The organism is Nostoc sp., assembly GCF_036919495.1.
Taxonomy (GTDB): domain Bacteria; phylum Cyanobacteriota; class Cyanobacteriia; order Cyanobacteriales; family Nostocaceae; genus Nostoc.
In genome coordinates, this window is sequence record NZ_JBALBZ010000032.1 from 51516 (window position 1) to 73515 (window position 22000).

Sequence of the window (22000 nt, forward strand, 5' to 3'; positions counted from 1 at the left end):
TTACAAGAATTTGAGCAATTTTGCAGTAACGTTACAAAAAAAGTTTCCGTGGGAACTACAGCTTGTCCATTCGTTACCAACACAGAAGCTTTCTTTATGAATAAAGTTATTGTCTCTACCACAGCTTGTCCGTTCGTTACCAACACAAATTGTTTCGTTACGAATGCTTATCCGTTGGTAACGAAAACTTATGCGATCGTTAAGAACACAACTTGTTTTGTTCAGAACGCTTGTCCGTTCGTTAAGAACACAACTTGTTTCGTTCAGAACGCTTATACGATCATTAACAACGCTTAAATAAAACTTATCAATTAAGTTGTTTCGTTAAGAACGCTTATCTATTTGTGGCAAATGCTTATGCTATCGTTACCACAGCCTAAAAGCATCCTCTAAAACGATCGCAAATAACGATTTCTACGATAGGCTACGCCTACGCGCAATTTTGCTTCTGCCAATTTTTGGCACTATATTATCATGATTGTGGAAGCGCGATCAGTCAGCTTCGGGTACTTTAGATTGGCTCACACAACTGCTGCACAAGTTTCAGAGGTTTTTTATGAACAAGAGAGTAACAGTTGTATTTGACGGGGGTGTTTTGCGCCCAGATGTCCCTTTAGATTTAGCACCTAACACGCGTTATGTAATTACAATTCAAGAGTTGAAAGAAACATTATCATCCGGGGATGCTTGGGATGTCCTGGAAGCGATGGCGGGAACTATTGACGCACCAGAGGATTGGTCTAGCGAACACGATCATTATTTGTATGGTACACCGAAGAAGGCAACTCCAGACAATCCATGAGTGATGAGCGCTTATTTTTGGATACGGTATTTATCCAGGCTTTGTTGAATAAACGTGACCAGTACCATCCTCAAGCTAAAGCATTTCTGCCAAGAGTACGAGCAGCAACATCTGTTTGGGTTACAGAAGCAATATTGGTAGAGGTTGGTAATGCTTTAGGTGCTGTCAATCGTCCAGGTACGGTGCAATTTATCCAGCAGTGTTATAAGACAGCAAATTTACAGGTAGTAACGGTAGATACATCATTGCTTGCCCGTGCGTTACAACTTTATAACGAACGTCCTGATAAAACTTGGGGTTTGACTGACTGCATTTCTTTTACAGTGATGTGGGAAAAAAGTTTGACTGATGCGGTAACTGCTGATTTGCATTTTGTGCAAGCTGGTTTTCGGGCATTGTTGCGAGAGTAATTGATGAAAAGATACTTTTAAAATCCTGATATATTCATTACTACTCATGCATAAAGCCCAAAAAAGTGCGATCGCCATGCTTCATTAAATGTAAAATCGTCAATTTATAGATTTATGTATTTTGCTCTAAAACAATAGCAGGTAACGATTTTTACGATGGGCTACGCCTACGCGCAATTTTGCCGCATATTGAACCATTTATAGCAATAAAGGTAAGATTTCACAGGCTTCTGAAAATTATTCAATTAGATTTTGAATTTCTGAGTTATCAAAACCCGCTTTGCAAATTAAATTTAAACATTATGATATATCTATGTAATTATACAATTAACTTTTTTATTTTTTGAAAATTAATACGAGGAGTTTTAGGTGACAAAAAACAATATAAAAAAGGCTGTCGCTCAAGCTATTTTCACAGCCGTTGCTCTAGACTGGGTAACAATGCAAGTGGAATCAGCACAAGCTGCTACCTTTGTAGTTAACAATCTCAATGACAGTGGCGTTGGCTCGTTGCGAGACACCATCAACATTGCAAATAACAATGACGTAGTAAATTTCTTACTGGAAAGTCATCCCAGTACAATTAGCCTAACAAGTGGGCCACTTACGATCGCAAAAAACCTCACTATTAATGGCCCAGGTGCTAACTTACTTACCATCAGTAGCAATAATTACTTCTCCGTGTTTGACATTAACGCCGCCGATGTTAAATTTTCTGGGCTAGCGATCGCTGGTAATTTCAATGCTTACAATTCTAGTAACCTAGCCTTTATCAATAGTACTGTTAGCGGCGACAATTTTAAGATAGATAGTAACTTAAGACTTATCAATAGCACTATCAGCAGCAACAATATTGAGATTAATGGTAATGATGTGACGCTCACCGATCATAGTCAACTAGTTAGCAGCAATCGTACTGAGATTAATGCTAGTCAAGTGAGTATTGAAGGCGATAGTAACATCGGGACTCCCAATTACACCATCAACAGCAGCCCTGTAAATATCTCTACTGGTACGCTGGATATTAACGGTGGTAGCAATAATTCAGGAGCAGCAGGCAATCTAATAGTTACAGCTAGTGATATAACTATTACAAGTGATGTTTTACCGACAAGAGTACCCGAACCAAGCGCGATCGCTGCTGGTAGCAATCATTCAGGAGCAGGAGGCGAAATAACTATTACAGCCACTACTCTTATATTGAACCCCGGTGCTTTTATATCGAAACCAATACCCGAACCAAGTGCGATCGCTTCTGGTAGCAATCATTCAGGAAGAGGAGGTAACATAACTCTTATAACCCCTGACCTTGTTATATTGAAACCAGTACGCAAACCAAGTGCGATCGCTGATGATAGCAATAATTCAAGACTAGGAGGTAACATAACTATCTCAGCCCCTAATGGTTTTATTATATCCAAACCAGTACCCGAACCAAGTGCGATCGCTGGTAGTATACTTGCTGGTAGTCTGGCTTGGCTGGTGAAGAGAAAGCAAGCAGCATTTCACAAGGCAAAGACATAATTACATATTAAAATAAATCCGCAAACAGTTTAAATACAAAGCCCGCTCAGGCTTATGTCTGCGCGGGCTTTGTATTTTATGGGCAATTAGTCAGACATAATACAATGTCCCTGAAACTAAAATCCTTTCAGGAACCTGTATTAAGCCTCAACTTTTACACCTTTCCAAAATGCTACATAACCCTCAATATTCTTAGCTTTCTCCTTGGCGCTGGGATAATACCAAGCAGCATCTTTATTGATTTGCCCATCAATTTCAATACTGTAGTAGCTAGCGACACCTTTCCAAGGACAAGTAGTGTGGGTATTACTGTCTGTGAAATACTCCTTGTTAATGGTGTCAGCAGGGAAATAATGGTTGTTTTCCACAACTACGGTATTATCGCTCTCGGCTAAAACTGCGCCATTCCAAATTGCTTTTGGCATAAGTGAATTTGCAAATAAACTATACACTTAACATTTTGACACGATCAGCTTATTTTATCTTCCTTAACGGCTAACTGATAAGCTAATCGTCATTCATTTTTCCAGACTGATTCGCTTGTAGTAAGGGCTTCAGCCCTGGTGTTATGCAACTTAAATGCTCATTAGCTTACCAGTCATCCGAGCTTCAAGCAAATGGTCAGTAAGCTTTATAGATTATTTTGCAATGCCAGTATTAATTGGCATCACTTTTGTTTATCAAATTAAAAATTAAAAGTATTTGCTTCATTCATGAAGATTTCCTAGCATATTGGTATGGAAAATTAATTAGCAAAAAATTTGAATTTCAGTTTATAGCTGAAAGTAAAAATATGTATAAAAGGATTAATTTTATGCCTAAAATCACTAGCCTTCATACAGTTAAAAATAAAGAAAGTGGTGCATCAATGAACACATCTGCCAACTCTGACATTTTATCTAGCTATTCCAAGAAGATAAATTATCTGCAATCCTTTGATACTGCTTTTATTGCATATCAAATGATGGGTTTGAGTAATTTTGATTAAAAAATAATTTAGAAGATAGTGACTTAATATCAAGAGCCTAAAATTGCTAAAAAATAGGATTTTGTTACTAGGTAAAACTAATAAACCTAGCTTAATTGAGGAGAAATTGATGAAAATTATCAATTTGATAAATTCTGCACTTATTGTTGCTTGTATTGCTTTTGTACCTGCAATTGTTGATGCTCAAACAGTTAATAACAGCAACAGTATCGGACAAATTAACAGAAATTCGCTCAATACCAGCTATCTTCAACCTTTCAATATTGCCTTTCTAGCTTATCAAGGTGCTTTCAAAGAGCAGGGTATTCCCAGTGCAGGTACTTTGATATATGAATTTCAAATAGGAAAGCTGACAGCGAAAGATGTGGTTCAGGCTGCTATCAAGGCTAACAAGTTACCAACACAAGTTTTGAACGATCAAGGTTATGTTAATGCGGTCGAGTCGCAGTTCACATCAATGATCAATGGTAATGATACAGGTAGCTAAGGGACTTCCAACTAAAAAAATATCCTATCGCATTTAGGGCACGGAGCAGGGAGCAGGGAGCAGGGAGCAGGGGGAGGAACAGTCGTGTTGAGTCCAGAGATTAGGATAATTTATTTTTTGGAGTTCCCTAAGTACAGATAAAAAACTCCACGCCACTTGCGGGATGGAGTTTTTAGTCAGGGAGAGAGTAATCAAATTCACGTATCCAACTCGATCATCTCATTGGGCAAAATCACTGCGTCGGCAATTTTGGGTGTGTAGTCGAGTACTTTGCTACGACTCCAGAAATTTCTGGGTTGTAAAGTCTTAAATAATTCCAATAGTTGCCAAATACTTGCCGCACATAATTTTTGGTTTCATCAAAGGGAATTTGTTCAACAAACTCATCTGGATCTTGTGTAGTTTGAGTTTGCAGCCATTTCGAGACATTACCGGGGCCAGCATTGTAACTGGCGATCGCTAACAGTGAGTTATTATTATATTGATCGTGGGTATGACCCAAATACCATGTACCCAGCATGATGTTATCGTTGGGATTTTCTAGGTTTATGGTTTTGATATCCACCTTAATTTGTGGAGCGATCCATTTAGCTGTACTCGGCAGTACCTGCATTAAGCCAGTAGCATCAGCGACGGATTTGATTTTTGGCTCAAAGCGTGATTCTTGACGCATCAGAGCAGTTACTAGCAGAGGATTAAGTTTACGCTCAATAGACCACTTTTCAATTTCCCGCAGATAGGGAAATGGATAACGCGCTTGCCAGTAGGTGATTTGTTTACTCAGAGCCTGATATTGAGTAACTTCTGCTGGTATTTCCCGGTCTTCCAATTTAGAAATTTTATCAATTCCGATGAGATTATCTCCCTTTGCCAGTCGGATCAACCCTTCAGTAAATTGCTCTGCTACAGTTGGCTGAAGTTTATTCTGAAATTCTGTCTGCCATTGTAACCAGGCATCGCGGTCTTGACCCAGCAGATACAATTCTTTGAAAGTCTCAGAACCAGCAGGCGGTACTGGATGCTGGGGTGTTATTACTTCTGGGTTCATGACGCGCACGTTATCAAAGTTGCCAACATTCAGCCCCAGCATCGTTGCGGCTCTCCATGCATAGTATGAGTATGGAAACTGGCTAATCACATACTTATAAGCAGTTTGAGATTCCTGCTGTTTGCCTAGTGAAGCTGCCCATTTCCCTACCCAAAAGCCTGCTCTTGGAGCCAAAATACTGTTGGGGTTGTTGTTGACAATTGGTTCTGCCCATTGCCAAGCACCGACGTAATCTTTAGCGTTGGCTTTACCTTGGGCGATTTTCCAACGATACTCTGCCGCTTCGTCAGAATTGCCGTATTTGGCTATGAGTAATTGCCACGCCTGGCTAGCTGACTTTTGATTATTGAGGGCTTGGAGAGTTTTGGCTTTTTGTACCAGTGCAGTACTAGCTTGTTTGGGAAATTTACTAATTACCTGCTCAAGATAAGGTAAGCCGTCTTTAGGTGTTTTTGCGGTTTCTGCTAATCGTAGTAGTGCAGTTCCAGCTTCTTCGCTATTGGGAAATTGCTGTACTAGTTGTTTATAGGTAGCGATCGCTTTTTCTTTATCTTTGCCCCCTACCTGTAACCCCCGTGCGGTACGGTAGAGGTTACGCGATGTTTTCGGTGCATTGACATAAGCATTTGCGGCTTTGAGAAATTGACTATTTTCCCAATAGCTTGTACCAATGAGTTCCCAGTCTTCGGGTTTGAGGGTAGGCTGTTTTACTAACTGATCCAAAACACCCACTATGCCAGGTTGGTCATAAGCATATTTAGCCAAAATCAATTGTAATTGTGGCTGATTGGGATTTGCTTGCAAACGTTTACGAATAATTTCCCAAGTCAGAGGGTTGGAAGGAAATTGAGCGATCGCTATTTCCTGTTGCTTCGGTTGGGCAATCAGATATAGTGCTTTGACTGTGGCCGCTTCTTTGGGATACAGTTTCAGCACATTTTGTCTGAGATCCGAGGCTTTGCCGTCCTCGCCCAGAATAGCCTGTGCCTGCGCCTGTTTCAGCAGAATATATGGCGCGAGAATAGGATAGTCTCTATCTAGCCCGTCTAGTAAAACCAGGGCTTTTTTCGCTTGGGTTCTTTCAATGTAATCACTCGCCAAAAGATAACGAGCGCGATTTCGGTCTGGCGATCGCGACTGTCCGGCAATCTCTGCTAGTTTTGCCGCCCGTTCTGGTAGAGATTGTGATACCAGTGGAAAGACGGTTGATTGAGCAATGCTACCTTCTGATGTTTGCTCTGCTTTATTCTGACTCAGTTTGAGCCATTGCCCCAGAGACTTGCCAATCTGAGGTGCTGATACCATTGCCCCAGCTAAAAAGGCAAACAGTGCCGCACCCGCTATTATCGAAATTTGCTTTTTCTGTAGTTTCTTCAGCATGAATACCCGCTGAAAAGTTCCGATGAATTTCTTGAAACTTTAACACTCTTAACCATCAGTGTTACCAATTTTTAATTTTAGATTTTTAATTTTATGTAGAAAAATACTAATTTTCAATCCTACGGTTGGTAGTAATGAGTAAACAGCACATATTAAATATTATTACATCTATCTTGGGTATATCTATTTTTAAAAGCGGTGGTCATTTGCTTACCACATCGGAGTGAAGCGATCGCCGATATAGCAAATGCGTAAGCGTAGCCAGCACTTCTCTACGAGAGGCTGCGCCAACGGCCAGGTCAGTGACCACCGTAGGTATTGCCGAAATTCTCTAAATTGTTCTTACTCAAGCAATCCTCTTAGCTTTTAGAGGAATCTCAATCACAAACTTTGTGCCTTTTCCCAGTGTGGAGTTACACGAAAGATTACCGCCATGCTTCTGGGTCACAATTTGATAGCTCATAAACAAACCCAAACCAGTGCCTTTGCCAACGGGCTTGGTAGTGAAGAAAGGATCAAATAGTTTAGAGCGAATCTCTTTTGAAATGCCCGTTCCATTGTCAGAAATCATAATCATCACTTGGTTTGTATCGATTTGACGAGTCTGAATCCAGATGGTATTGGGGTTGGCTGAAATGTCTTGGAACGAACGCCCCTGATTAGATTCTTCTAATGCATCAATAGCATTGCTCAAAAGATTCATAAACACTTGATTAAGGGAGCCAGCATCACATTCAATCAGTGGTAACTGACCATACTCTTTAATAACTTGGATCTGTGGGCGGTCGGCTGTCGCTTGCAATCGATTTTGCAAAATCACCAAGGTACTATCAATCCCTTGATGAATGTCTACTGCTTTTAATCCTGTTTCATTCAAGCGCGAGAAGTTCCGCAGCGATAACACAATAGTAGAGATGCGCTCGGTACCAATTTGCATGGACTGAAGAATCTTGGTCATATCTTCCCGTAAAAAGTCCAGTTCAAGTTTATCCAACTCTGCGTGCAGGGCTTGAGGTGGATTTGGATATTGCTGTTGGTAAATTTGCAATGCTCTCAACAAGCTTTGGAAATATTCAGAAAGATAAGTCAAGTTGCCATTAATGAAACTAACCGGGTTATTGATTTCATGGGCAACCCCTGCCACCATCTGTCCCAATGCAGACATTTTTTCACTGTGAAGCATCTGCAATTGAGTCCGTTTCAATGTTTGTAGGGTTTGCTGAAGAGTCGTATTCTTTTGATTCAATTCTTCAGTTCTCTGCTGAACTCGAACTTCTAGAGTTTCATTGGTTCTGGCTAATTCGGCAAAAGCTAGACGCAGCTTGGTTTCTGCTTGTGTTCGTTCTGCGATCGTTGCTGTTAGCACAAGAATAGTGAGTGTAATCACGCCAATAAACGATTGCAGTTGCATCAAAGATTGGTTGAGATCCGCAGTCACAAAACCACCTCTGCCATTGACGGTTGCGATCACTGCGATCGCAGCTACAATAAAAGTTAACAGCGTTGCACCCGGTTGACCCAGGCGAAAGGCAGACCAGATCAACATCGGAATCAACATATACTCCAGGTGATATCCTTCACCAAAAGCAACTTTACTGATGAGAATGACCAATCCCATCAGGATAACTGACTCTACGATTAACCAGAATTTTAAAGGGTGTGAGTTTACTCTTGAGTGTCGAAGATGAGGGAGATTTTCAGAATCCTCTGATGTTGAACTGAGGGATAACCATTGCCAGATTGGATGTCGGTTTTTTTGAATGAATTGCCCCCAACTAAGCAGAATCGGGCTGACGATAAAAATTCCCGAAACATTAGAAATCCACCAGGTTAACCAGACTGTCCCATACACTGTCCAGGGAACTTTACCACTTAACGCCAAGCAAGCCACTCCAACAGTTGCATTGATGATCGGCCCCACCATGCCGGTTAAGATCAAAAATTTGAACACATCGGTGACACGTTCTAAGGGATAGCGAAGGTTGGTAGTTTTCCGCAGCAGGAAGGCACCCAACAGAGTCCCCAGGGTTGTTCCGATCGCAATTAAGAGAATTGGCAGCGTTGAAATAACCAGGGATAAGAAACTTGTTGGATCTCGAAACGCCCAGAAGTTGGCAAGAAATGAACCCAGAAAAACACCGTACCCGATCCAGTTACCAAACAACAGAACAGCCCCAACAGCAATTCCATCTGGGGGCCAAACTGGAGTCACATTTTGGGGTGTGGATGCAAGGTGGCGTGAAATTTCAGCCATTCCATAATAGGCGATCGCTAAAACAACGGTGCCTCCTATTTGCCTTAGCCCATGAGGGAATATAGGGGATTTTTGTTGAATCATCTGTTTAATCGCTGCTTGATATCAACGTTGCTTATCTTTACATAGAATGCCCTTTTCCCTTAAAGTTGGAACAAAAAGCAGTCATAAAAGTAGTTTACAAAAACCATTAAAACAACCAGTTTGTCAAGCTGGTATTCAGAAAAACGTGGGTTGTGGTTTCGCCACTTTCGGATTTATACCCTGATGCTTAACCGTGGTGGAAAAGCTGTCCGCAGTCCCCTAGATTAGAGATAATATTTCTATCATCAGTAATTCTTTACCATCCATGACTCAAGCCATACCCAAGCTAATAACCTTTGAAGAATTTGTTGATTGGCTACCCGAAAATCGACGAGTCCGCTACGAACTACATAAAGGAGAAATTGTTGAAATGGTGCATATCAAATAAGTAAGTTTCGAGATAGCGATGCCTGCGGCAACCCCTCCGGGGAACGCATTATTTCCCAAACTTTTCCTGAATTGAATCTCACCCCAAACCAGATTTTTCAAGCTGCTGTGGTGTAGTCTTTAAGCCTTATCGTTTTGCTAATTCTGGAGTCCGTCCCTTCAAGCCAATCATCAACTTCAGCATAAACACTTTTAATACAGGGACTCGCTGCAAAAACCATAAACCCAGACGACGCACCAATACCACAGGTAAGAAGTTATTAGAAAACATCCGATCTAACAAATCGGTGAAACCTAAAATCGTCAGGTTTTCCAGCTTGCGCCAGCGTTCATAACCTTTGAGAATTTGAATGTCACCAATATCTTTACCCGCTTGGTGCGCTGTTTGGATTACTTGCGCTAAAGCTGCTGCATCCCGAATTCCCAAATTTAAACCTTGTCCGCCCACAGGATGGCAATTGTGCGCCGCATCACCAATTAATGCCAGTCGGGGGAGAACATAGCGATCGCTTTGCATGAGTTGTACCTGGAATACAAAGCGATCGCCTAGTAATTCCAATTTTCCCATCTGATCGCCATAGCGACGGGTAAGTTCTGCCAAAAATTGCTGATCATCTAAGGCACATAAAGCTTTTGCTTCTTCGTGGGGGGCTGTCCACACAATGCGGCAACGGTTCCCCGTTAAAGGTAAAATTGCAAAGGGCCCACTAGACCAAAATCTTTCATAAGCGGTGTTATTGTGCGGTTTTTCTGGTTTGACAAATGCCACGATGCAAGACTGCCAATATTTCCAGCCAGAGGTTTTGATACCAGCAGCTTGACGAATTGGCGATCGCGCCCCATCTGCTGCTATTAGTAATTTGCTGCGAACTGAGTATGACTGATCGGCAACTTTAATATCTATCACTACTATATCTTTCTGGTATTGCGTATTTACCACTTCAGCCGGACATAGATAAGTCACGTTTGCACAATCTTGGACAAACTCTTGCAAAGGCTGCAATAGCGCTTGGTGTTCCGCCACATAACCCAATGCTGTATCTATATCATTTGTGGTAAATTCCACCACATTGGGATAATCGGCATCAGAAAGACGAACTCGGCAATATTTGGCTATTTGAGGCAACATTTTGTCCCAAACTCCAATTCCTTGGTAAATTAGCGACGAAAGCTGATGAACTGCATAAGCTTGCCCTTTAGCTACGGCTGCTGATGCCACTTTCGCTTCAATCAGCAAGACACTCAAGCCAGAATTTTTTAAAGCAGAGGCTAGAGTTAACCCAATAATCCCACCACCGACAATTACCAAATCATATTCATATCCCCGCAAGTCTGGTGGTGTAGGTTGAGGGGAAATTTGCTCAAGCTGCGTTATGGTCATTGTTAAGTTAAGTTACAGCATCTTAACTCTTATTTTGACGCGATCGCGCCCTCATGAGCAAGTTAATGAAAAAACCCTGCTGATTGATAGGGATTTCAGCAGGGTTAAATAATACAATTATACTTTCGGAGAAACCAACACTAAACTTTATTACAAAGCTACTAGAAACTTTTAGAACTAATAGTAACTATTTATTTAGTTTTAGGAGCTACGTTTTTTGCATGATGTCTATGATGCTTATGGTGATGAACTTTAGCACCTTTTACGCGAGCAGTATGGACAACTGCTTGAGCTTGAGATGCAAAAATGGTTACAGGTGCAGCAAAGACTAGAGCCAAAAGTAAAGCTTTAGCGAACTTATTCACTTGAAAATCCTTATCAGTTAATCAACAATCCAACTATCCAATAGGCGTATGTCATAAGTTTGTAATTGATATGAATCTTTCATGTCTATTTTTATATCCGCAAAATATAAGACTTAGGCGGAATACTTGCTAGCATTTCCAATTACAATGTAATATTTCGGACAAGTCTAATGAAGTGTAATTTGGCAATGATGGCTGTGTGAATTTTGATTAAGAAATGCTCTGAGCCATCAATTCTTCTGCTACGTCAAAGTTAGCTGTGACATTTTGCACATCATCCAAGCCTTCGAGAGTATCAATTAACTTGAAAAGCGATCGCGCCTGATCTGGCTCGGTAACTTCTACACTATTACTAGGAATCCAGCGCAATTCGGCATCAGTTACCTTAAAGCCTTGATTTTTGAGTGTCTGGCTAAGGGTTTCTAAATTGCCAATGTCAGTCAATACCTCAGCCATCTCATCTTCAGTCATCTCATAAGACTCAGCACCGCCTTCGAGAGATGCTTCTAAAAGCTGTTCTTCATCAACCACACCCTGCACTACACAAACGCCTTTTTGGTCAAACATCCAGCTAACGCAACCTACTTCACCAAGATTGCCACCATTTTTACTAAAGGCTACACGCAAGTCAGCAGCAGTACGATTGCGATTATCTGTGAGCGCTTCGATTAAAATTGCTACACCACCGGGGCCGTAACCTTCGTAGCGGATAGCTTCAAAGGTAGCATTATCACCGCCAGAAGTGCCTGCACCTTTAGCGATCGCTCGTTCAATATTATCATTAGGGATACTCGCTGCCTTTGCCTTATCAATTGCCGTGCGAAGTTGAAAATTCAGCGCCGGATCTGGTACGCCACTTCTAGCCGCAACTATAATCGCCCGCGATAACTGAGTAAAGGTTTTTCCTCTTTTTGCATCTACTACCGCTTTTTGGCGCTTAATATTTGCCCATTTACTATGTCCTGCCATAATCTGAAATTATCAAAACTCTATTCAAGACTAAGATATAAACGCTTGCAATAACCACAACTTTAGATAATTGTGCAAGGCTAGATCGGAGTGGCAAAGTTATCGTCAAAGCAGCAACGTTTGGATTTGATTTTTAAGTGATTAAAGCGCGATCGCATGATTACTGATAATTTCAGTTTAACCTCACCCTGTCTTGGCGGATATCCCCCTGCTTAGTAAGGTTAGGGTGTATACACAAGCCTTGCCCCGGCCATATCTTTATGAATAAATCTCGTTTATTAATAAATCTCACACTGCGTTTCTATCCCGCCTCAGAATGAATTCCGAGTCTCATAGCCCAATTTCACTCAAGTGGACTCAATGACTAATTAAGTCCACTCAAGTGGACTTGAGCTATCAGCCCTGAACTAAAGTTCAGGGCGGGATGTGGGTGAATGTGACAGTTTCACTCTAAGAAAAGTGTGCGTACACCGTAGCCTTACTAAGGAGAGGGACAGGTTTTGCTACGCAAAACCAGGGTGAGGTTTTTTGTTTAAATCACAAATGGTTCAAGTTCGCGGTTATACCACTCATCTTCAAACCGTTCAGTAATCAACGGTCTGATGATAAACTTGGGCGGGCTACCATCCAGAACATCAATCCGCACACATGAATAAGGCAGACGGTTCTGGAAATTGTAATCATGACGGCCCACAAAAAGCGTTGAATCGGCAACTTTTCGAGTAGGTTTACCTGCAATTTCCGTAAAAGTCTCCATCAATTCAGTCCCCTCTTGCCGTTGATAACGGGGACGATGACCACTACCACCAGAGATAATGCAGTTAATGTGAGAGTCAGCAAATCCGGTATCAGTTGTGCAAAGATGCTCTAAACAGTGAGCATGACCGTTTAAAATCAAATCGACTATGGGACGTTCTTTAATTAGAGTACCAAGAGTTTCTGCTACTTGTTCAAACACCCAGCGCAAACGGTGACGAACCGCCAAGGTTTGTGCCTGATTCCACTTGGTAGCTTCTGTGACATAGGGAGGATGGTGGAAAAAGATTACACGTCCGCGCACTTCGGAGGTGTTCCAAGATTCGATGAGTCTGCTACGCAACCATTCGAGTTGTTCAAAATCTATCGCAGGCATTTTATGAGATGCCAATTGTTTCTCAATATCGATTTTGATTTCATTAATTTGGTCTAATTTGGCACTAAGATCATCAAGTTGTTCCGCTTCAGTGGGTTTATCCGGATTGAGACGATCGCATATTCCCAAAATCTGCAATTCTTCTCGATCGATTTCCTGGCGACGCTTTTCTAATTCCCGGCGATAAATTTCTCCCTCTTGAGTTGCAGGTAAGGGTGATGGTGTATTAAAGGTATTAGAATCCAGTGCAAAAAAATCAATCCCGCCATAACGAAAGGTGTAATAGCGATTGGGTAAGCGGGTAAACTGTCCAGGTTCGTAACGTAAACAGCGCCCTGTATCGGTTTTAGCAGTATAGTGTCGATCTAAATGACGTTCTAACTCTGGGGAAGACATCGCCCCTGTATAGTCCATAAATGCCCGTGCATAAGCATTACCTTGATACGATCCATGCCAGCCAATCTCAATATCTTTGTAGCGGAACAGGCGACGTAATGAAGATGTTGTTCCAGTAAATAAACGGTACATCAACGGCACATCGTAGTAATCATGATTACCTGGTACTGGCAAGAATGGCAGATTAAACACCATGCGATCATAAGGAATGTCTTTCGGGTTCTCGCCACCTACAAGGAATTCCCGGTAAGGCTCAATAAAGTTTGTTGAATAATACTCTTGGGAACCTACCACATAAATTACATCGCCTGTGTGCAACACAAAACTGCAATCATCGCGGTGAGTAAGCATTAGTTCAGCAACTTTTCGTTGGGGGTGTTGCCGATAATGCGATTGGGTGCCAGAATCACCGATAACCATAAAGGAAAATTCTGGACTATCTTCTCTCTGATCGTCAATAACTATGCTGGTTTGATCGATTCCCCGTTGTACAAAACTTGGATGCATCCACCGCACCCGTTCCTTCATCTTTTGAATTTTTACAGGAATCGGTGGATCGGAAATCAATTTCATGGCTGATAACTCTTGAATGCCTAATGCACATGCCGATTGTAACGAAATATTTAATTGTCATTAGTCATTTGTGAATAACCAATACCAATTCCCAACTTTTAAGGCAAATTTTCTCGCAGTAATGCTCGAAAGCCTGCTTGTTGAAAATGCTCATCAGCAGTCAGGGCTTCAGTGATTCCGCTATATTGCATGACAATAAAAGATACGCAATCCCCAAATCCCCATTCTTTCTCTGTTTGTTCTCGATATAGCTCAAAAGCACGTTCGTAGAGTTCTTGGGAAAGGGGAACAATTTCTACTTTGGAGTCTGCTACTAGAGAATTTAATAATATGATTGCCGCTTGACGATAAGGTTGTTGGGATAAGGCATTGCCAATTTCTAACATTACCGCCTGTGTTGTCACCAAACGAGTTTCTGCTGCTTGTAACATTTTAGCCAGATGTAAGGCTCGGTCATGCAAGCGATCGCTCGGTGCAGATAAGGCAATAGCAAATGATGTATCAAGAAAGACTTCAGAATGCATGGAAAGTTTACTTACCGGATAAATATTTATCTATATTGGTACACCAATCCGGTGGCCCATCTAAATTAAGCGATCGCGCCGTTAGCAGAAATGAGATTGTTTCATGTTCGCTTGGCGGTAAAATTTCAATACTGATTCGCACACGGGTATTGATTGGCAGTGCGATCGGTTCAGCCGGATAGAACACTTTGCCATTAAAGACTGCTGTGATTTTTTCTACCATTGTTTGCAAAAAATGCTTTTAGTCTATCCTAAGCTGGTTGTAGCAATACAGGTAGAGTAAACGACGCAATAACTAGTGAAGATACTTATAGCTGTCTTACGAATTATATCGATTTTTCAAAATTGTCTAACCACCAACTGAAGTAATCACAACGCGTGCTAAATATGCCTGAAATACCCAAATTCCATGTAGTACTTATGTAGAATGTGGTGTAAGTACTATAAGCGATCGCACTTCACGGGATAACCTGATGCGTTGCATTTTTCGATGAGACTCAAAATCTGGGGTGGATATGTGGCAGGATGATTTTATAACCTACGCATTGACAATAAAGACAAAAAATGCATAAAAAACAAGCGATCGCTGATCAGTAGAGGCGTGAAAAGCAGATAATCAAGTTTTACGCAGTCAAACCAGGGTCAATACAGTTCAGATAAGATTAAAACACTTGTAGAGACGGCGATTTATCGCGTCTCAAAACCCACGATTTTGTACAAGTAGCCCTTAACCCAAGCGTATTGAAACCAGGGTGAGGTCTTTTAGGGACAAAAGGGAAAAAATTTTCTGTTTTTTTCCGAATTCTTAGCAATAAATTGTTGTAAGTATTTTATACAGAAATAACGTATATAGGCTGTAAATAAATCAGCTTTTTGGAGATAGGCAGAGCTTACATCCTAATAGATCGTACTTTTACTACTTTGATGAGAAACTCCTCACTTAGTAAAAATAATTCAAACCAGATGATAAATATTATTCTATATATCCTATAATTTTCGTAATTACGGTATGCATCTAGAAATACCGTAGATTTAGGGGTGTATTCTGATGACCAAGTTGCAACAACTAACACAATTAAGTAAATTTCTAAGTGAGGGTATACAGGCTTATGCTATGAAAGCTTTGCAGACTCTACAACTCTCATATCAACACACAATTAGGAGTTGGTTAAATAGACACACTGTGCAAAGCTTTGTGAGTCTGTTTCTCATAGGTGCTTTTTTGAGTATAGCAGTTGCCTCCTGCTCTGGAAGCAATTCAGCTAGCAAAAATGATGTTAAGCTAAAACTTATTTCTTTCTCTGTCACCAAAGCAGCTCATGACCAGATAATCCCCAAATTTGTCCAAAAGTGGAAGCAAGAACATAACCAGAATGTCACCTTTGAGCAAAGTTATGGTGGTTCTGGCGCTCAAGCGGCTGCTGTCATTGCCGGTTCGCAAGAAGCAGACATAGTACATTTGGCACTTCCCCTGGATGTCAACAAAATTCAGCAAGCGGGTTTGATTAAATCAGGTTGGGAAATCAAAGCTCCCAGAAGTGGTATTGTTAGTAGATCGGTTGCTGCGATCGTCACTCGCGAAGGCAATCCAAAAGGTATCAATACTTGGGCAGACTTGGCAAAAGATGGCGTGAAAGTGATTGCGGCTAACCCAAAAACTTCTGGTATTGCTATTTGGGAATTCTTAGCTTTTTGGGGTTCGGTGAGTCTAACGGGAGGCGACGAAGCCACAGCATTAAATTATGTCACTAAAGTTTATAAAAACACCCCTATTCTGACAAAAGATGCCCGTGAAGCAAGCGAGTTCTTTTTCCAAAAAGGTCAGGGAGATGTTTTAATTAACTACGAAAATGAGGTAATTTTGGCGGGTAAGAATGGGGCTAAGTTGCCTTATGTTGTACCCCAAGTTAATATTTCCATTGATAATCCTGTAGCAATAGTAGATAAAAACGTTGATAAGCACGGTACAAGAGAAGTTGCACAAGCCTTTGTTGATTTTCTTTACTCAACAGAAGCTCAACGGGAATTTGCCAAATTACAATATCGTCCTGTTAACCCCACCGTTACGCAAGAAGTAGCATTACAACATCCGCCAATTAAAACTTTATTCACATCTCAAGATTTAGGTGGCTGGGATATTATCCAGAAAAAGTTTTTTAGAGATGGAGCAATTTTTGACAAAGTGCAAGCTGCAAATAAAGCATAATATCTATTTTTTTATGCAGCATTATCTACTTACAGATAGCCAAGCATAAGCAATTCACAGTCATTTTATTTAAATTGATAATTTATGAGCTTTCGTAACAGATTTAAGGATAGCTTTTTCCTGATGTTGTTAATGATTGTTGCTAGCAGTATCACTGCTTGTAGCAGTAATGAAGAAAAGAAAAGTCAGGTGAGTATTGATGGTGCAGCTGTAGGTTTTCCCATTTCTTTAGCAGTTGCAGAAGAATACGGTAAAGTAAAACCTGAAGCTAAAGTAAGCGTTGCCTCAAGTGGCACTGGTGGTGGTTTCAGTAAATTTTGTAATGGCGATATTGATATAGCTGGTGCTTCTCGCACCATTAGAGATGAAGAAATCAAAAAATGTAAAAGTAAGAATATTGAATTTGTCGAGTTGCCTGTAGCTTTAGATGGCATCGCCGTGATTGCCAACCGTAAAAATAACTTTGCCAAATGTCTAACTATTAAAGAATTGGGTAAGATTTGGGGCGGCAAATCAGACGGCAAAATATTGGCATGGAATCAAGTTAATCCCAAGTTTCCTAACGAAAAGCTGAAGCTGTATGCTCCATCTTCTGATACGGGAACATTCGATTATATGACTCAAGCGGTGACTGGCAAAGCCAAGAATGGCCGTACAGACTACACTGCTACCCAGAATCAAAACCTTCTCGTCCAAGGAGTATCAGGTGATGTATCAGCCTTGGGTTATGTAGGGATATCTTACTACATTCAAAATCAAGACAAACTGAATTTAGTTGCTGTAGAAAGCCTTACAGGAAAGTGTGAAAAACCAGTTCCGGTGGATAATGTAATTAAAAATATCTATACACCTTTGTCTCGTCCTCTCTTCATCTATGTCAGCAAAAAATCTTTAGATACTAAACCAGCAGTAAAAGAATTTGTAGATTTTTATCTAGAAAATTCTTGGAAGTGGGTAGATAGTGTTGGTTATGTAGCATTACCTGATGAAGCTTACGTCAAAGTCAAACAAAAATTTGCGACTGGTGAAACTGGGACAAAGTTTAAAAAAGCAAAACCAGGTGAACCGATCACAAACTTTATTTAATTTAAGTCTTAGGTATTGTAGTTTAGTTTTAGTCAGAAGTTAATTGTTTATGCAGAATACTAATTCTCAAGACGCTCCTTATCTACAATCTAGAGAATCACTGGAGAAAAATGCATCGGAAGATATTTCCGAAAAGATTATTGCGGTGATTTTATTTGCTTGTGCTTTAGTCTCGGTTTTGACTACTTTTGGTATTGTCGTAATTATTTTTCAGGAGACATTCAGTTTTTTCCAAGAAGTTTCCTTTGCCCAATTCTTTCTTGATACTAAATGGACACCTTTATTTGCCAATAAACATTTTGGTGTTTGGCCCCTGATTAATGGTACTTTCTTGACTACAGCTATTGCAATGGCAGTTGCGATTCCTTTAGGTTTATCTTCTGCGATTTATTTAAGTGAGTATGCTCAACCCAAAGTAGCAGCTATTTTACGTCCGGCAGTGGAACTTTTGGCGGGAGTACCTACAGTAGTATATGGTTACTTTGCCCTGTTATTCCTAACACCATTGCTGCGAAATATTATCCCTCTGGAAATATTCAACGCTTTGAGTGCGGGGTTAATGATGGGGGTAATGATTACTCCTACTGTTGGTTCTATCAGCTTAGATGCCATCCGAGCAGTTCCACGTTCTTTGCGAGAAGGATCTTATGCTTTAGGTATCACTAAACTGGAAACCATTTTTAAAGTAGTTCTACCAGCCGCACTTTCTGGAATCATAGCCTCGATTATTTTGGGTATTTCTCGAGCTGTGGGTGAAACAATGACTGTTCTCATCGCCGCCGGACAGCAACCAAGACTAACTATTAACTTTGCAGAATCTGTAGAAACAATGACAGCCTACATGGCACAAATTTCTGGTGGAGATAGTCCGCGTGGTAGTCTCAATTTCAAGACATTATATGCTGTAGGCGCTGTTCTATTTATACTTACCCTTGCTTTGAATATTGTTAGTTACTGGATTGCTAATCGCTTTAAAGAAAAATACGACTAAAATAGATATGGCTACAAGTTATCAACAAGATGATTCTCTAGATTCTGCGGCAGAATTTACCGATAATGTTCAAAATAGGGAGACATTAGGGAAAGTATTTGAAGTACTTTTTTTGTTAGGATTGCTGATTGGTTTATTTATCCTAGCGTTGCTACTTTTTGATATTTTTAAAGATGGATTAGGCAGATTTTTGTCACCCGGCTTTCTCACGGAAACTCCTTCTCGTTTTCCTGACCAAGGTGGTATCCGACCTGCAATTATCAGCAGCATTCTTTTAGGGCTGGTTGTGATTTTCGTCACTGTTCCTATTGGTGTCGGAGCAGCTTTATATCTAGAAGAGTATGCACCTAAAGCTTGGTGGACAGCAATTATTGAGATTAATATCAGCAATCTGGCTGGTGTACCTTCTATTGTCTATGGATTGCTGGGTTTAGGGGTTTTCAATTATTTGCTTGGGTTTGGCCCCGCTTTGATTTCTGGTGCATTGACTTTATCTTTGTTGTCTTTACCAGTAATTATTGTCACTTCTAGAGAAGCAATTCGCGCTGTCCCAGATTCGTTGAGAAATGCTTCTTACGGATTAGGTGTCACAAAATGGCGAACTATCAGCAGTCATGTCATACCCTATGCTGTTCCCGGTATTTTGACGGGGGTGATTATCTCTGTATCCCGCGCTATTGGTGATGCAGCCTCTCTGATTGTTGTAGGTGCTGTGGGTTTTCTCACCTTTAACCCTGGTTTGTTTCAGAGGTTTATGGCATTACCCATTCAGATTTACAGTTATATAACTCGTCCTGAACCGGGTTTTGCTAGTGCAGCAGCAGCCACAATTATTGCGTTGTTAACCTTGATTTTAGTTTTAAATGGTGTAGCAATTTATATTCGGCAACGCTTCTCAATAAATTAGGTAATTAAATATCTAATTGGATATATTCACAGATATTAGGAGTTTAACCAAATGACCTATAGCAGCAATAATAGAAGTCAATCAGATAGTGCCACAATTGACCAAGATAATAGTGTTTTCAATGTTGAAGGTGTGAAAGTCTTCTATGCAGGATTTCTGGCACTTTTAGATGTCTATATAAAGATTCCTGATAAACAAATTATTGCTTTTATTGGGCCTTCAGGATGTGGTAAAAGTACCTTACTGCGTTGCTTCAATCGGATGAATGATTTAATCCCTGGAGCTAAAGTTGAGGGTAGACTAAATTACCGCGATCGCAATATTTACGATCCTAAGATAAATTCTGTAAAATTACGCCGCCAAATCGGAATGGTTTTTCAAAGACCGAATCCTTTCCCCAAGTCAATATACGAAAATATTTCCTTTGGGCCGCGTGCTAACGGTTATAAAGGTAACATCGATGAATTGGTGGAAGATTCTCTCAGACGCGCTGCTATCTGGGATGAAGTAAAGGACAAACTTAAAGAGAAGGGTACTGCATTATCTGGCGGACAACAGCAACGACTTTGCATTGCGCGTGCGATCGCCATGAAGCCAGATGTATTATTAATGGATGAACCATGTTCTGCTCTCGACCCAATTTCTAGCCGCCAAGTAGAAGAACTCTGCTTAGAACTCAAGGAGCAATACACCATTATTATGGTGACTCACAATATGCAGCAAGCTTCTAGAGTCGCAGATTTTACGGCTTTCTTCAATACAGAAATTGACGAGCATGGTAAACGTCGCGGAAAATTAGTTGAGTTTAATCCTACAGCCCAGATGTTCAGTTCTCCTCAAACTAAAGAAGCTGAGGATTATATCAGTGGACGCTTCGGCTAAAGAGCTTGTCCTAAGTATTTAGGATAATAGACAACCTTGTACAATAAGGTAAAACTTTGTACAGGGTTTTGTTTTGTGATACCAGACTCACTAAAATAGCGATCGCACTACAGACTCTTGTGCGCCAGGTAAACCTACACCTTGGATTGTTACTTCATCCCATACGGCTGTGGGAAGTAATATTCGCTGATAAAGTTGGGGTAAAAGTTCCAGTTGCGCGATAATTGCCAAGGAAATGAGGGGGCTGCTATCGGCAACGATGACAGAGTTAATCATCGCGCAATTCGTCGGCGATTTGGTCATCATCTAAGTTGATAACAGGGATTTGCAAACGTCCTAGTTCGTACATGAACTGCGGTTTGTTCATGCTGCAAAAGGCGGCGGCTTTACCAAGCGATAATCTGCGTAGCTCAAATAGTTTCACTGCGAGCAAAAATGTGAGTTCTGCTTCTAACGCTTGGGGTGATTTACCGGAGGTAATAAGTAAGTCATCGGGATAATGAAGGGATAGGATGTGCATGATTCACTTCTGTGTTCCTGATTCCTAATTCTGTCTTGATTATGGCTTACACCAGTCCAACTAGCATAGCGAAGCGATCGCACCCAGTAGTGACTCAACAACAACTCGACGACTGGCTAAATCACGATTAAATCGCTTATCGAAGAATGATGATCTGATGTTGCTTTGCATTAGCTTAATTCTGGAAAATATGCTGAGGCTTAATAGTCCGAAATTGAAGTAATATTTCAGTTTAGTACTTATACTGTGTATTATGTTTAAGCTTTTGTCCTTGGCTTTAGTTACAGCTACCATTCTAGTAGCATCAATCAATAATCCCAGTAATACTTTAGCTCGAACTTGTGCCTCTAAGTGTGGGTCGCACCCAATTCAGTTTACACCTGGGCAACACATCCGGGTTGAAGTTATAAATAGTACACCTAACTTAATCAAAATTCAAAAACCCTCTGGGACTGATGCAATATCCTTGAGTCCAGGGCAGAAATTAAATCTAGAACAAATAGAGGGTACAGAACCAAATACATCTCTGATATTTTGGAGCGAAAAGAGTTTGTCATTACAAGCAATTGTCTCCAAACCTAACTTTGGCACATTGCGCCTGGAACTCCGTCCGACTTTGCGCTCTCCTGGCGATCGCTCGTTATATATTATGGATGATGGTAGAATCAACGTGTTTTAGACAGCAAATAATGTTATTAGTTATG

Annotated in this window: 22 protein-coding genes and 1 pseudogene; 12 read left to right on the forward strand and 11 right to left on the reverse strand. The window is 40.7% G+C overall.

The features are described from left to right. Positions 1-556: 556 nt before the first annotated feature. From V7K25_RS04460 to V7K25_RS04470, 3 genes are all read left to right on the forward strand, one after another. A complete protein-coding gene (locus tag V7K25_RS04460; RefSeq protein WP_335155443.1) occupies positions 557-802 on the forward strand; it encodes an antitoxin family protein in 246 nt (81 codons plus the stop codon). Beyond that, positions 799-1212 (forward strand): type II toxin-antitoxin system VapC family toxin, encoded by a 414-nt coding sequence (locus V7K25_RS04465; protein WP_335155445.1) that lies wholly within the window; start codon positions 799-801, stop codon positions 1210-1212. Before V7K25_RS04460 ends, V7K25_RS04465 begins: the two co-directional genes overlap by 4 nt. Before the next feature lie 369 nt (positions 1213-1581). Next, positions 1582-2736 (forward strand): PEP-CTERM sorting domain-containing protein, encoded by a 1155-nt coding sequence (locus V7K25_RS04470; RefSeq protein ID WP_335155447.1) that lies wholly within the window; start codon positions 1582-1584, stop codon positions 2734-2736. A gap of 140 nt (positions 2737-2876) precedes the next feature. On the opposite strand, the gene V7K25_RS04475 is transcribed toward V7K25_RS04470, so the two are convergent. Next, positions 2877-3161: a DUF427 domain-containing protein gene (locus V7K25_RS04475; protein WP_335155449.1), complete on the reverse strand. Its 285-nt coding sequence runs from the start codon at positions 3159-3161 to the stop codon at positions 2877-2879. 248 nt (positions 3162-3409) lie between these two features. On the opposite strand from V7K25_RS04475, the gene V7K25_RS04480 reads away from it, so the two are divergent. Together V7K25_RS04480 and V7K25_RS04485 are read left to right on the forward strand one after the other, a co-directional pair. After that, a complete protein-coding gene (locus V7K25_RS04480) occupies positions 3410-3724 on the forward strand; it encodes a hypothetical protein (protein WP_335155451.1) in 315 nt (104 codons plus the stop codon). A 109-nt stretch (positions 3725-3833) separates the two neighbouring features. Next, complete coding sequence (locus V7K25_RS04485; protein ID WP_335155453.1) at positions 3834-4211, forward strand: hypothetical protein; 378 nt, start codon at positions 3834-3836, stop codon at positions 4209-4211. A gap of 232 nt (positions 4212-4443) precedes the next feature. Here the strand turns inward: V7K25_RS04485 and V7K25_RS04490 are convergent, their stop codons facing one another. After that, complete coding sequence (locus V7K25_RS04490; protein ID WP_335155455.1) at positions 4444-6639, reverse strand: lytic transglycosylase domain-containing protein; 2196 nt, start codon at positions 6637-6639, stop codon at positions 4444-4446. A gap of 346 nt (positions 6640-6985) precedes the next feature. Then, positions 6986-8977 carry an MASE1 domain-containing protein gene (locus tag V7K25_RS04495; RefSeq protein WP_335155457.1) on the reverse strand — a complete coding sequence of 664 codons (1992 nt, stop codon included), beginning with the start codon at positions 8975-8977 and terminating at the stop codon, positions 6986-6988. Positions 8978-9242: 265 nt separating this feature from the next. On the opposite strand from V7K25_RS04495, the pseudogene V7K25_RS04500 reads away from it, so the two are divergent. Next, positions 9243-9350: pseudogene (locus V7K25_RS04500) on the forward strand (Uma2 family endonuclease); the annotation flags it as partial. Positions 9351-9491: 141 nt separating this feature from the next. Here V7K25_RS04500 and V7K25_RS04505 read toward each other — a convergent pair. The 6 genes from V7K25_RS04505 to V7K25_RS04530 all read right to left on the reverse strand — a co-directional run bounded on the left by V7K25_RS04505 (position 9492) and on the right by V7K25_RS04530 (position 14927). Then, positions 9492-10745: an FAD-dependent hydroxylase gene (locus V7K25_RS04505; protein ID WP_335155459.1), complete on the reverse strand. Its 1254-nt coding sequence runs from the start codon at positions 10743-10745 to the stop codon at positions 9492-9494. A 191-nt stretch (positions 10746-10936) separates the two neighbouring features. Then, positions 10937-11110 carry a hypothetical protein gene (locus tag V7K25_RS04510; RefSeq protein ID WP_335155461.1) on the reverse strand — a complete coding sequence of 58 codons (174 nt, stop codon included), beginning with the start codon at positions 11108-11110 and terminating at the stop codon, positions 10937-10939. A 210-nt stretch (positions 11111-11320) separates the two neighbouring features. After that, positions 11321-12079, reverse strand: coding sequence for a YebC/PmpR family DNA-binding transcriptional regulator (locus V7K25_RS04515; RefSeq protein WP_335155463.1), 759 nt, complete (start codon positions 12077-12079; stop codon positions 11321-11323). 532 nt (positions 12080-12611) lie between these two features. Beyond that, positions 12612-14180, reverse strand: a complete 1569-nt coding sequence (locus V7K25_RS04520; protein ID WP_335155465.1) for a metallophosphoesterase family protein — start codon at positions 14178-14180, stop codon at positions 12612-12614. Positions 14181-14278: 98 nt separating this feature from the next. Next, positions 14279-14704 (reverse strand): type II toxin-antitoxin system VapC family toxin, encoded by a 426-nt coding sequence (locus tag V7K25_RS04525; RefSeq protein ID WP_334745538.1) that lies wholly within the window; start codon positions 14702-14704, stop codon positions 14279-14281. A 7-nt stretch (positions 14705-14711) separates the two neighbouring features. After that, the gene (locus V7K25_RS04530) at positions 14712-14927 is read right to left on the reverse strand and encodes a hypothetical protein (protein WP_335155467.1); all 216 of its coding nucleotides are present in this window, start codon (positions 14925-14927) and stop codon (positions 14712-14714) included. 825 nt (positions 14928-15752) lie between these two features. Between V7K25_RS04530 and V7K25_RS04535 the strand changes: the two genes are divergently transcribed. The 5 genes from V7K25_RS04535 to pstB all read left to right on the forward strand — a co-directional run bounded on the left by V7K25_RS04535 (position 15753) and on the right by pstB (position 20776). Next, a complete protein-coding gene (locus tag V7K25_RS04535; protein WP_335155469.1) occupies positions 15753-16910 on the forward strand; it encodes a sulfate ABC transporter substrate-binding protein in 1158 nt (385 codons plus the stop codon). Between the two features lie 84 nt (positions 16911-16994). Beyond that, positions 16995-17996: a PstS family phosphate ABC transporter substrate-binding protein gene (locus tag V7K25_RS04540; RefSeq protein ID WP_335155471.1), complete on the forward strand. Its 1002-nt coding sequence runs from the start codon at positions 16995-16997 to the stop codon at positions 17994-17996. Positions 17997-18045: 49 nt separating this feature from the next. Further along, positions 18046-18987 (forward strand): phosphate ABC transporter permease subunit PstC, encoded by a 942-nt coding sequence (pstC, locus tag V7K25_RS04545; protein ID WP_335155473.1) that lies wholly within the window; start codon positions 18046-18048, stop codon positions 18985-18987. Positions 18988-18994: 7 nt separating this feature from the next. Next, on the forward strand, positions 18995-19894 hold the full coding sequence (gene pstA / locus V7K25_RS04550; protein ID WP_335155475.1) for a phosphate ABC transporter permease PstA: 900 nt from the start codon (positions 18995-18997) through the stop codon (positions 19892-19894). 51 nt (positions 19895-19945) lie between these two features. After that, positions 19946-20776, forward strand: coding sequence for a phosphate ABC transporter ATP-binding protein PstB (gene pstB, locus V7K25_RS04555; protein ID WP_335155477.1), 831 nt, complete (start codon positions 19946-19948; stop codon positions 20774-20776). Positions 20777-20866: 90 nt separating this feature from the next. Here the strand turns inward: pstB and V7K25_RS04560 are convergent, their stop codons facing one another. Both V7K25_RS04560 and V7K25_RS04565 read right to left on the reverse strand, forming a co-directional pair. Next, a complete protein-coding gene (locus V7K25_RS04560; protein WP_335155479.1) occupies positions 20867-21052 on the reverse strand; it encodes a hypothetical protein in 186 nt (61 codons plus the stop codon). Continuing rightward, on the reverse strand, positions 21045-21296 hold the full coding sequence (locus tag V7K25_RS04565) for a UPF0175 family protein (RefSeq protein ID WP_073645131.1): 252 nt from the start codon (positions 21294-21296) through the stop codon (positions 21045-21047). Before V7K25_RS04565 ends, V7K25_RS04560 begins: the two co-directional genes overlap by 8 nt. 253 nt (positions 21297-21549) lie before the next feature. On the opposite strand from V7K25_RS04565, the gene V7K25_RS04570 reads away from it, so the two are divergent. Next, positions 21550-21975 carry a hypothetical protein gene (locus tag V7K25_RS04570; protein ID WP_335155481.1) on the forward strand — a complete coding sequence of 142 codons (426 nt, stop codon included), beginning with the start codon at positions 21550-21552 and terminating at the stop codon, positions 21973-21975. The last annotated feature ends 25 nt before the right edge of the window (positions 21976-22000 follow it).

Excerpts from the sequence above, each read along its gene's own strand:
- V7K25_RS04460 (WP_335155443.1), top strand. The coding sequence starts at position 557 with ATGAACAAGAGAGTAACAGTTGTATTTGACGGGGGTGTTTTGCGCCCA.
- V7K25_RS04465 (WP_335155445.1), top strand. The coding sequence starts at position 799 with ATGAGTGATGAGCGCTTATTTTTGGATACGGTATTTATCCAGGCTTTG.
- V7K25_RS04475 (WP_335155449.1), bottom strand. The coding sequence starts at position 3,161 with ATGCCAAAAGCAATTTGGAATGGCGCAGTTTTAGCCGAGAGCGATAAT.
- V7K25_RS04485 (WP_335155453.1), top strand. The coding sequence starts at position 3,834 with ATGAAAATTATCAATTTGATAAATTCTGCACTTATTGTTGCTTGTATT.
- V7K25_RS04490 (WP_335155455.1), bottom strand. The coding sequence starts at position 6,639 with ATGCTGAAGAAACTACAGAAAAAGCAAATTTCGATAATAGCGGGTGCG.
- V7K25_RS04495 (WP_335155457.1), bottom strand. The coding sequence starts at position 8,977 with ATGATTCAACAAAAATCCCCTATATTCCCTCATGGGCTAAGGCAAATA.
- V7K25_RS04505 (WP_335155459.1), bottom strand. The coding sequence starts at position 10,745 with ATGACCATAACGCAGCTTGAGCAAATTTCCCCTCAACCTACACCACCA.
- V7K25_RS04515 (WP_335155463.1), bottom strand. The coding sequence starts at position 12,079 with ATGGCAGGACATAGTAAATGGGCAAATATTAAGCGCCAAAAAGCGGTA.
- V7K25_RS04520 (WP_335155465.1), bottom strand. The coding sequence starts at position 14,180 with ATGAAATTGATTTCCGATCCACCGATTCCTGTAAAAATTCAAAAGATG.
- V7K25_RS04525 (WP_334745538.1), bottom strand. The coding sequence starts at position 14,704 with ATGCATTCTGAAGTCTTTCTTGATACATCATTTGCTATTGCCTTATCT.
- V7K25_RS04530 (WP_335155467.1), bottom strand. The coding sequence starts at position 14,927 with ATGGTAGAAAAAATCACAGCAGTCTTTAATGGCAAAGTGTTCTATCCG.
- V7K25_RS04535 (WP_335155469.1), top strand. The coding sequence starts at position 15,753 with ATGACCAAGTTGCAACAACTAACACAATTAAGTAAATTTCTAAGTGAG.
- V7K25_RS04540 (WP_335155471.1), top strand. The coding sequence starts at position 16,995 with ATGAGCTTTCGTAACAGATTTAAGGATAGCTTTTTCCTGATGTTGTTA.
- pstC (WP_335155473.1), top strand. The coding sequence starts at position 18,046 with ATGCAGAATACTAATTCTCAAGACGCTCCTTATCTACAATCTAGAGAA.
- pstA (WP_335155475.1), top strand. The coding sequence starts at position 18,995 with ATGGCTACAAGTTATCAACAAGATGATTCTCTAGATTCTGCGGCAGAA.
- pstB (WP_335155477.1), top strand. The coding sequence starts at position 19,946 with ATGACCTATAGCAGCAATAATAGAAGTCAATCAGATAGTGCCACAATT.
- V7K25_RS04560 (WP_335155479.1), bottom strand. The coding sequence starts at position 21,052 with ATGATTAACTCTGTCATCGTTGCCGATAGCAGCCCCCTCATTTCCTTG.
- V7K25_RS04565 (WP_073645131.1), bottom strand. The coding sequence starts at position 21,296 with ATGCACATCCTATCCCTTCATTATCCCGATGACTTACTTATTACCTCC.
- V7K25_RS04570 (WP_335155481.1), top strand. The coding sequence starts at position 21,550 with ATGTTTAAGCTTTTGTCCTTGGCTTTAGTTACAGCTACCATTCTAGTA.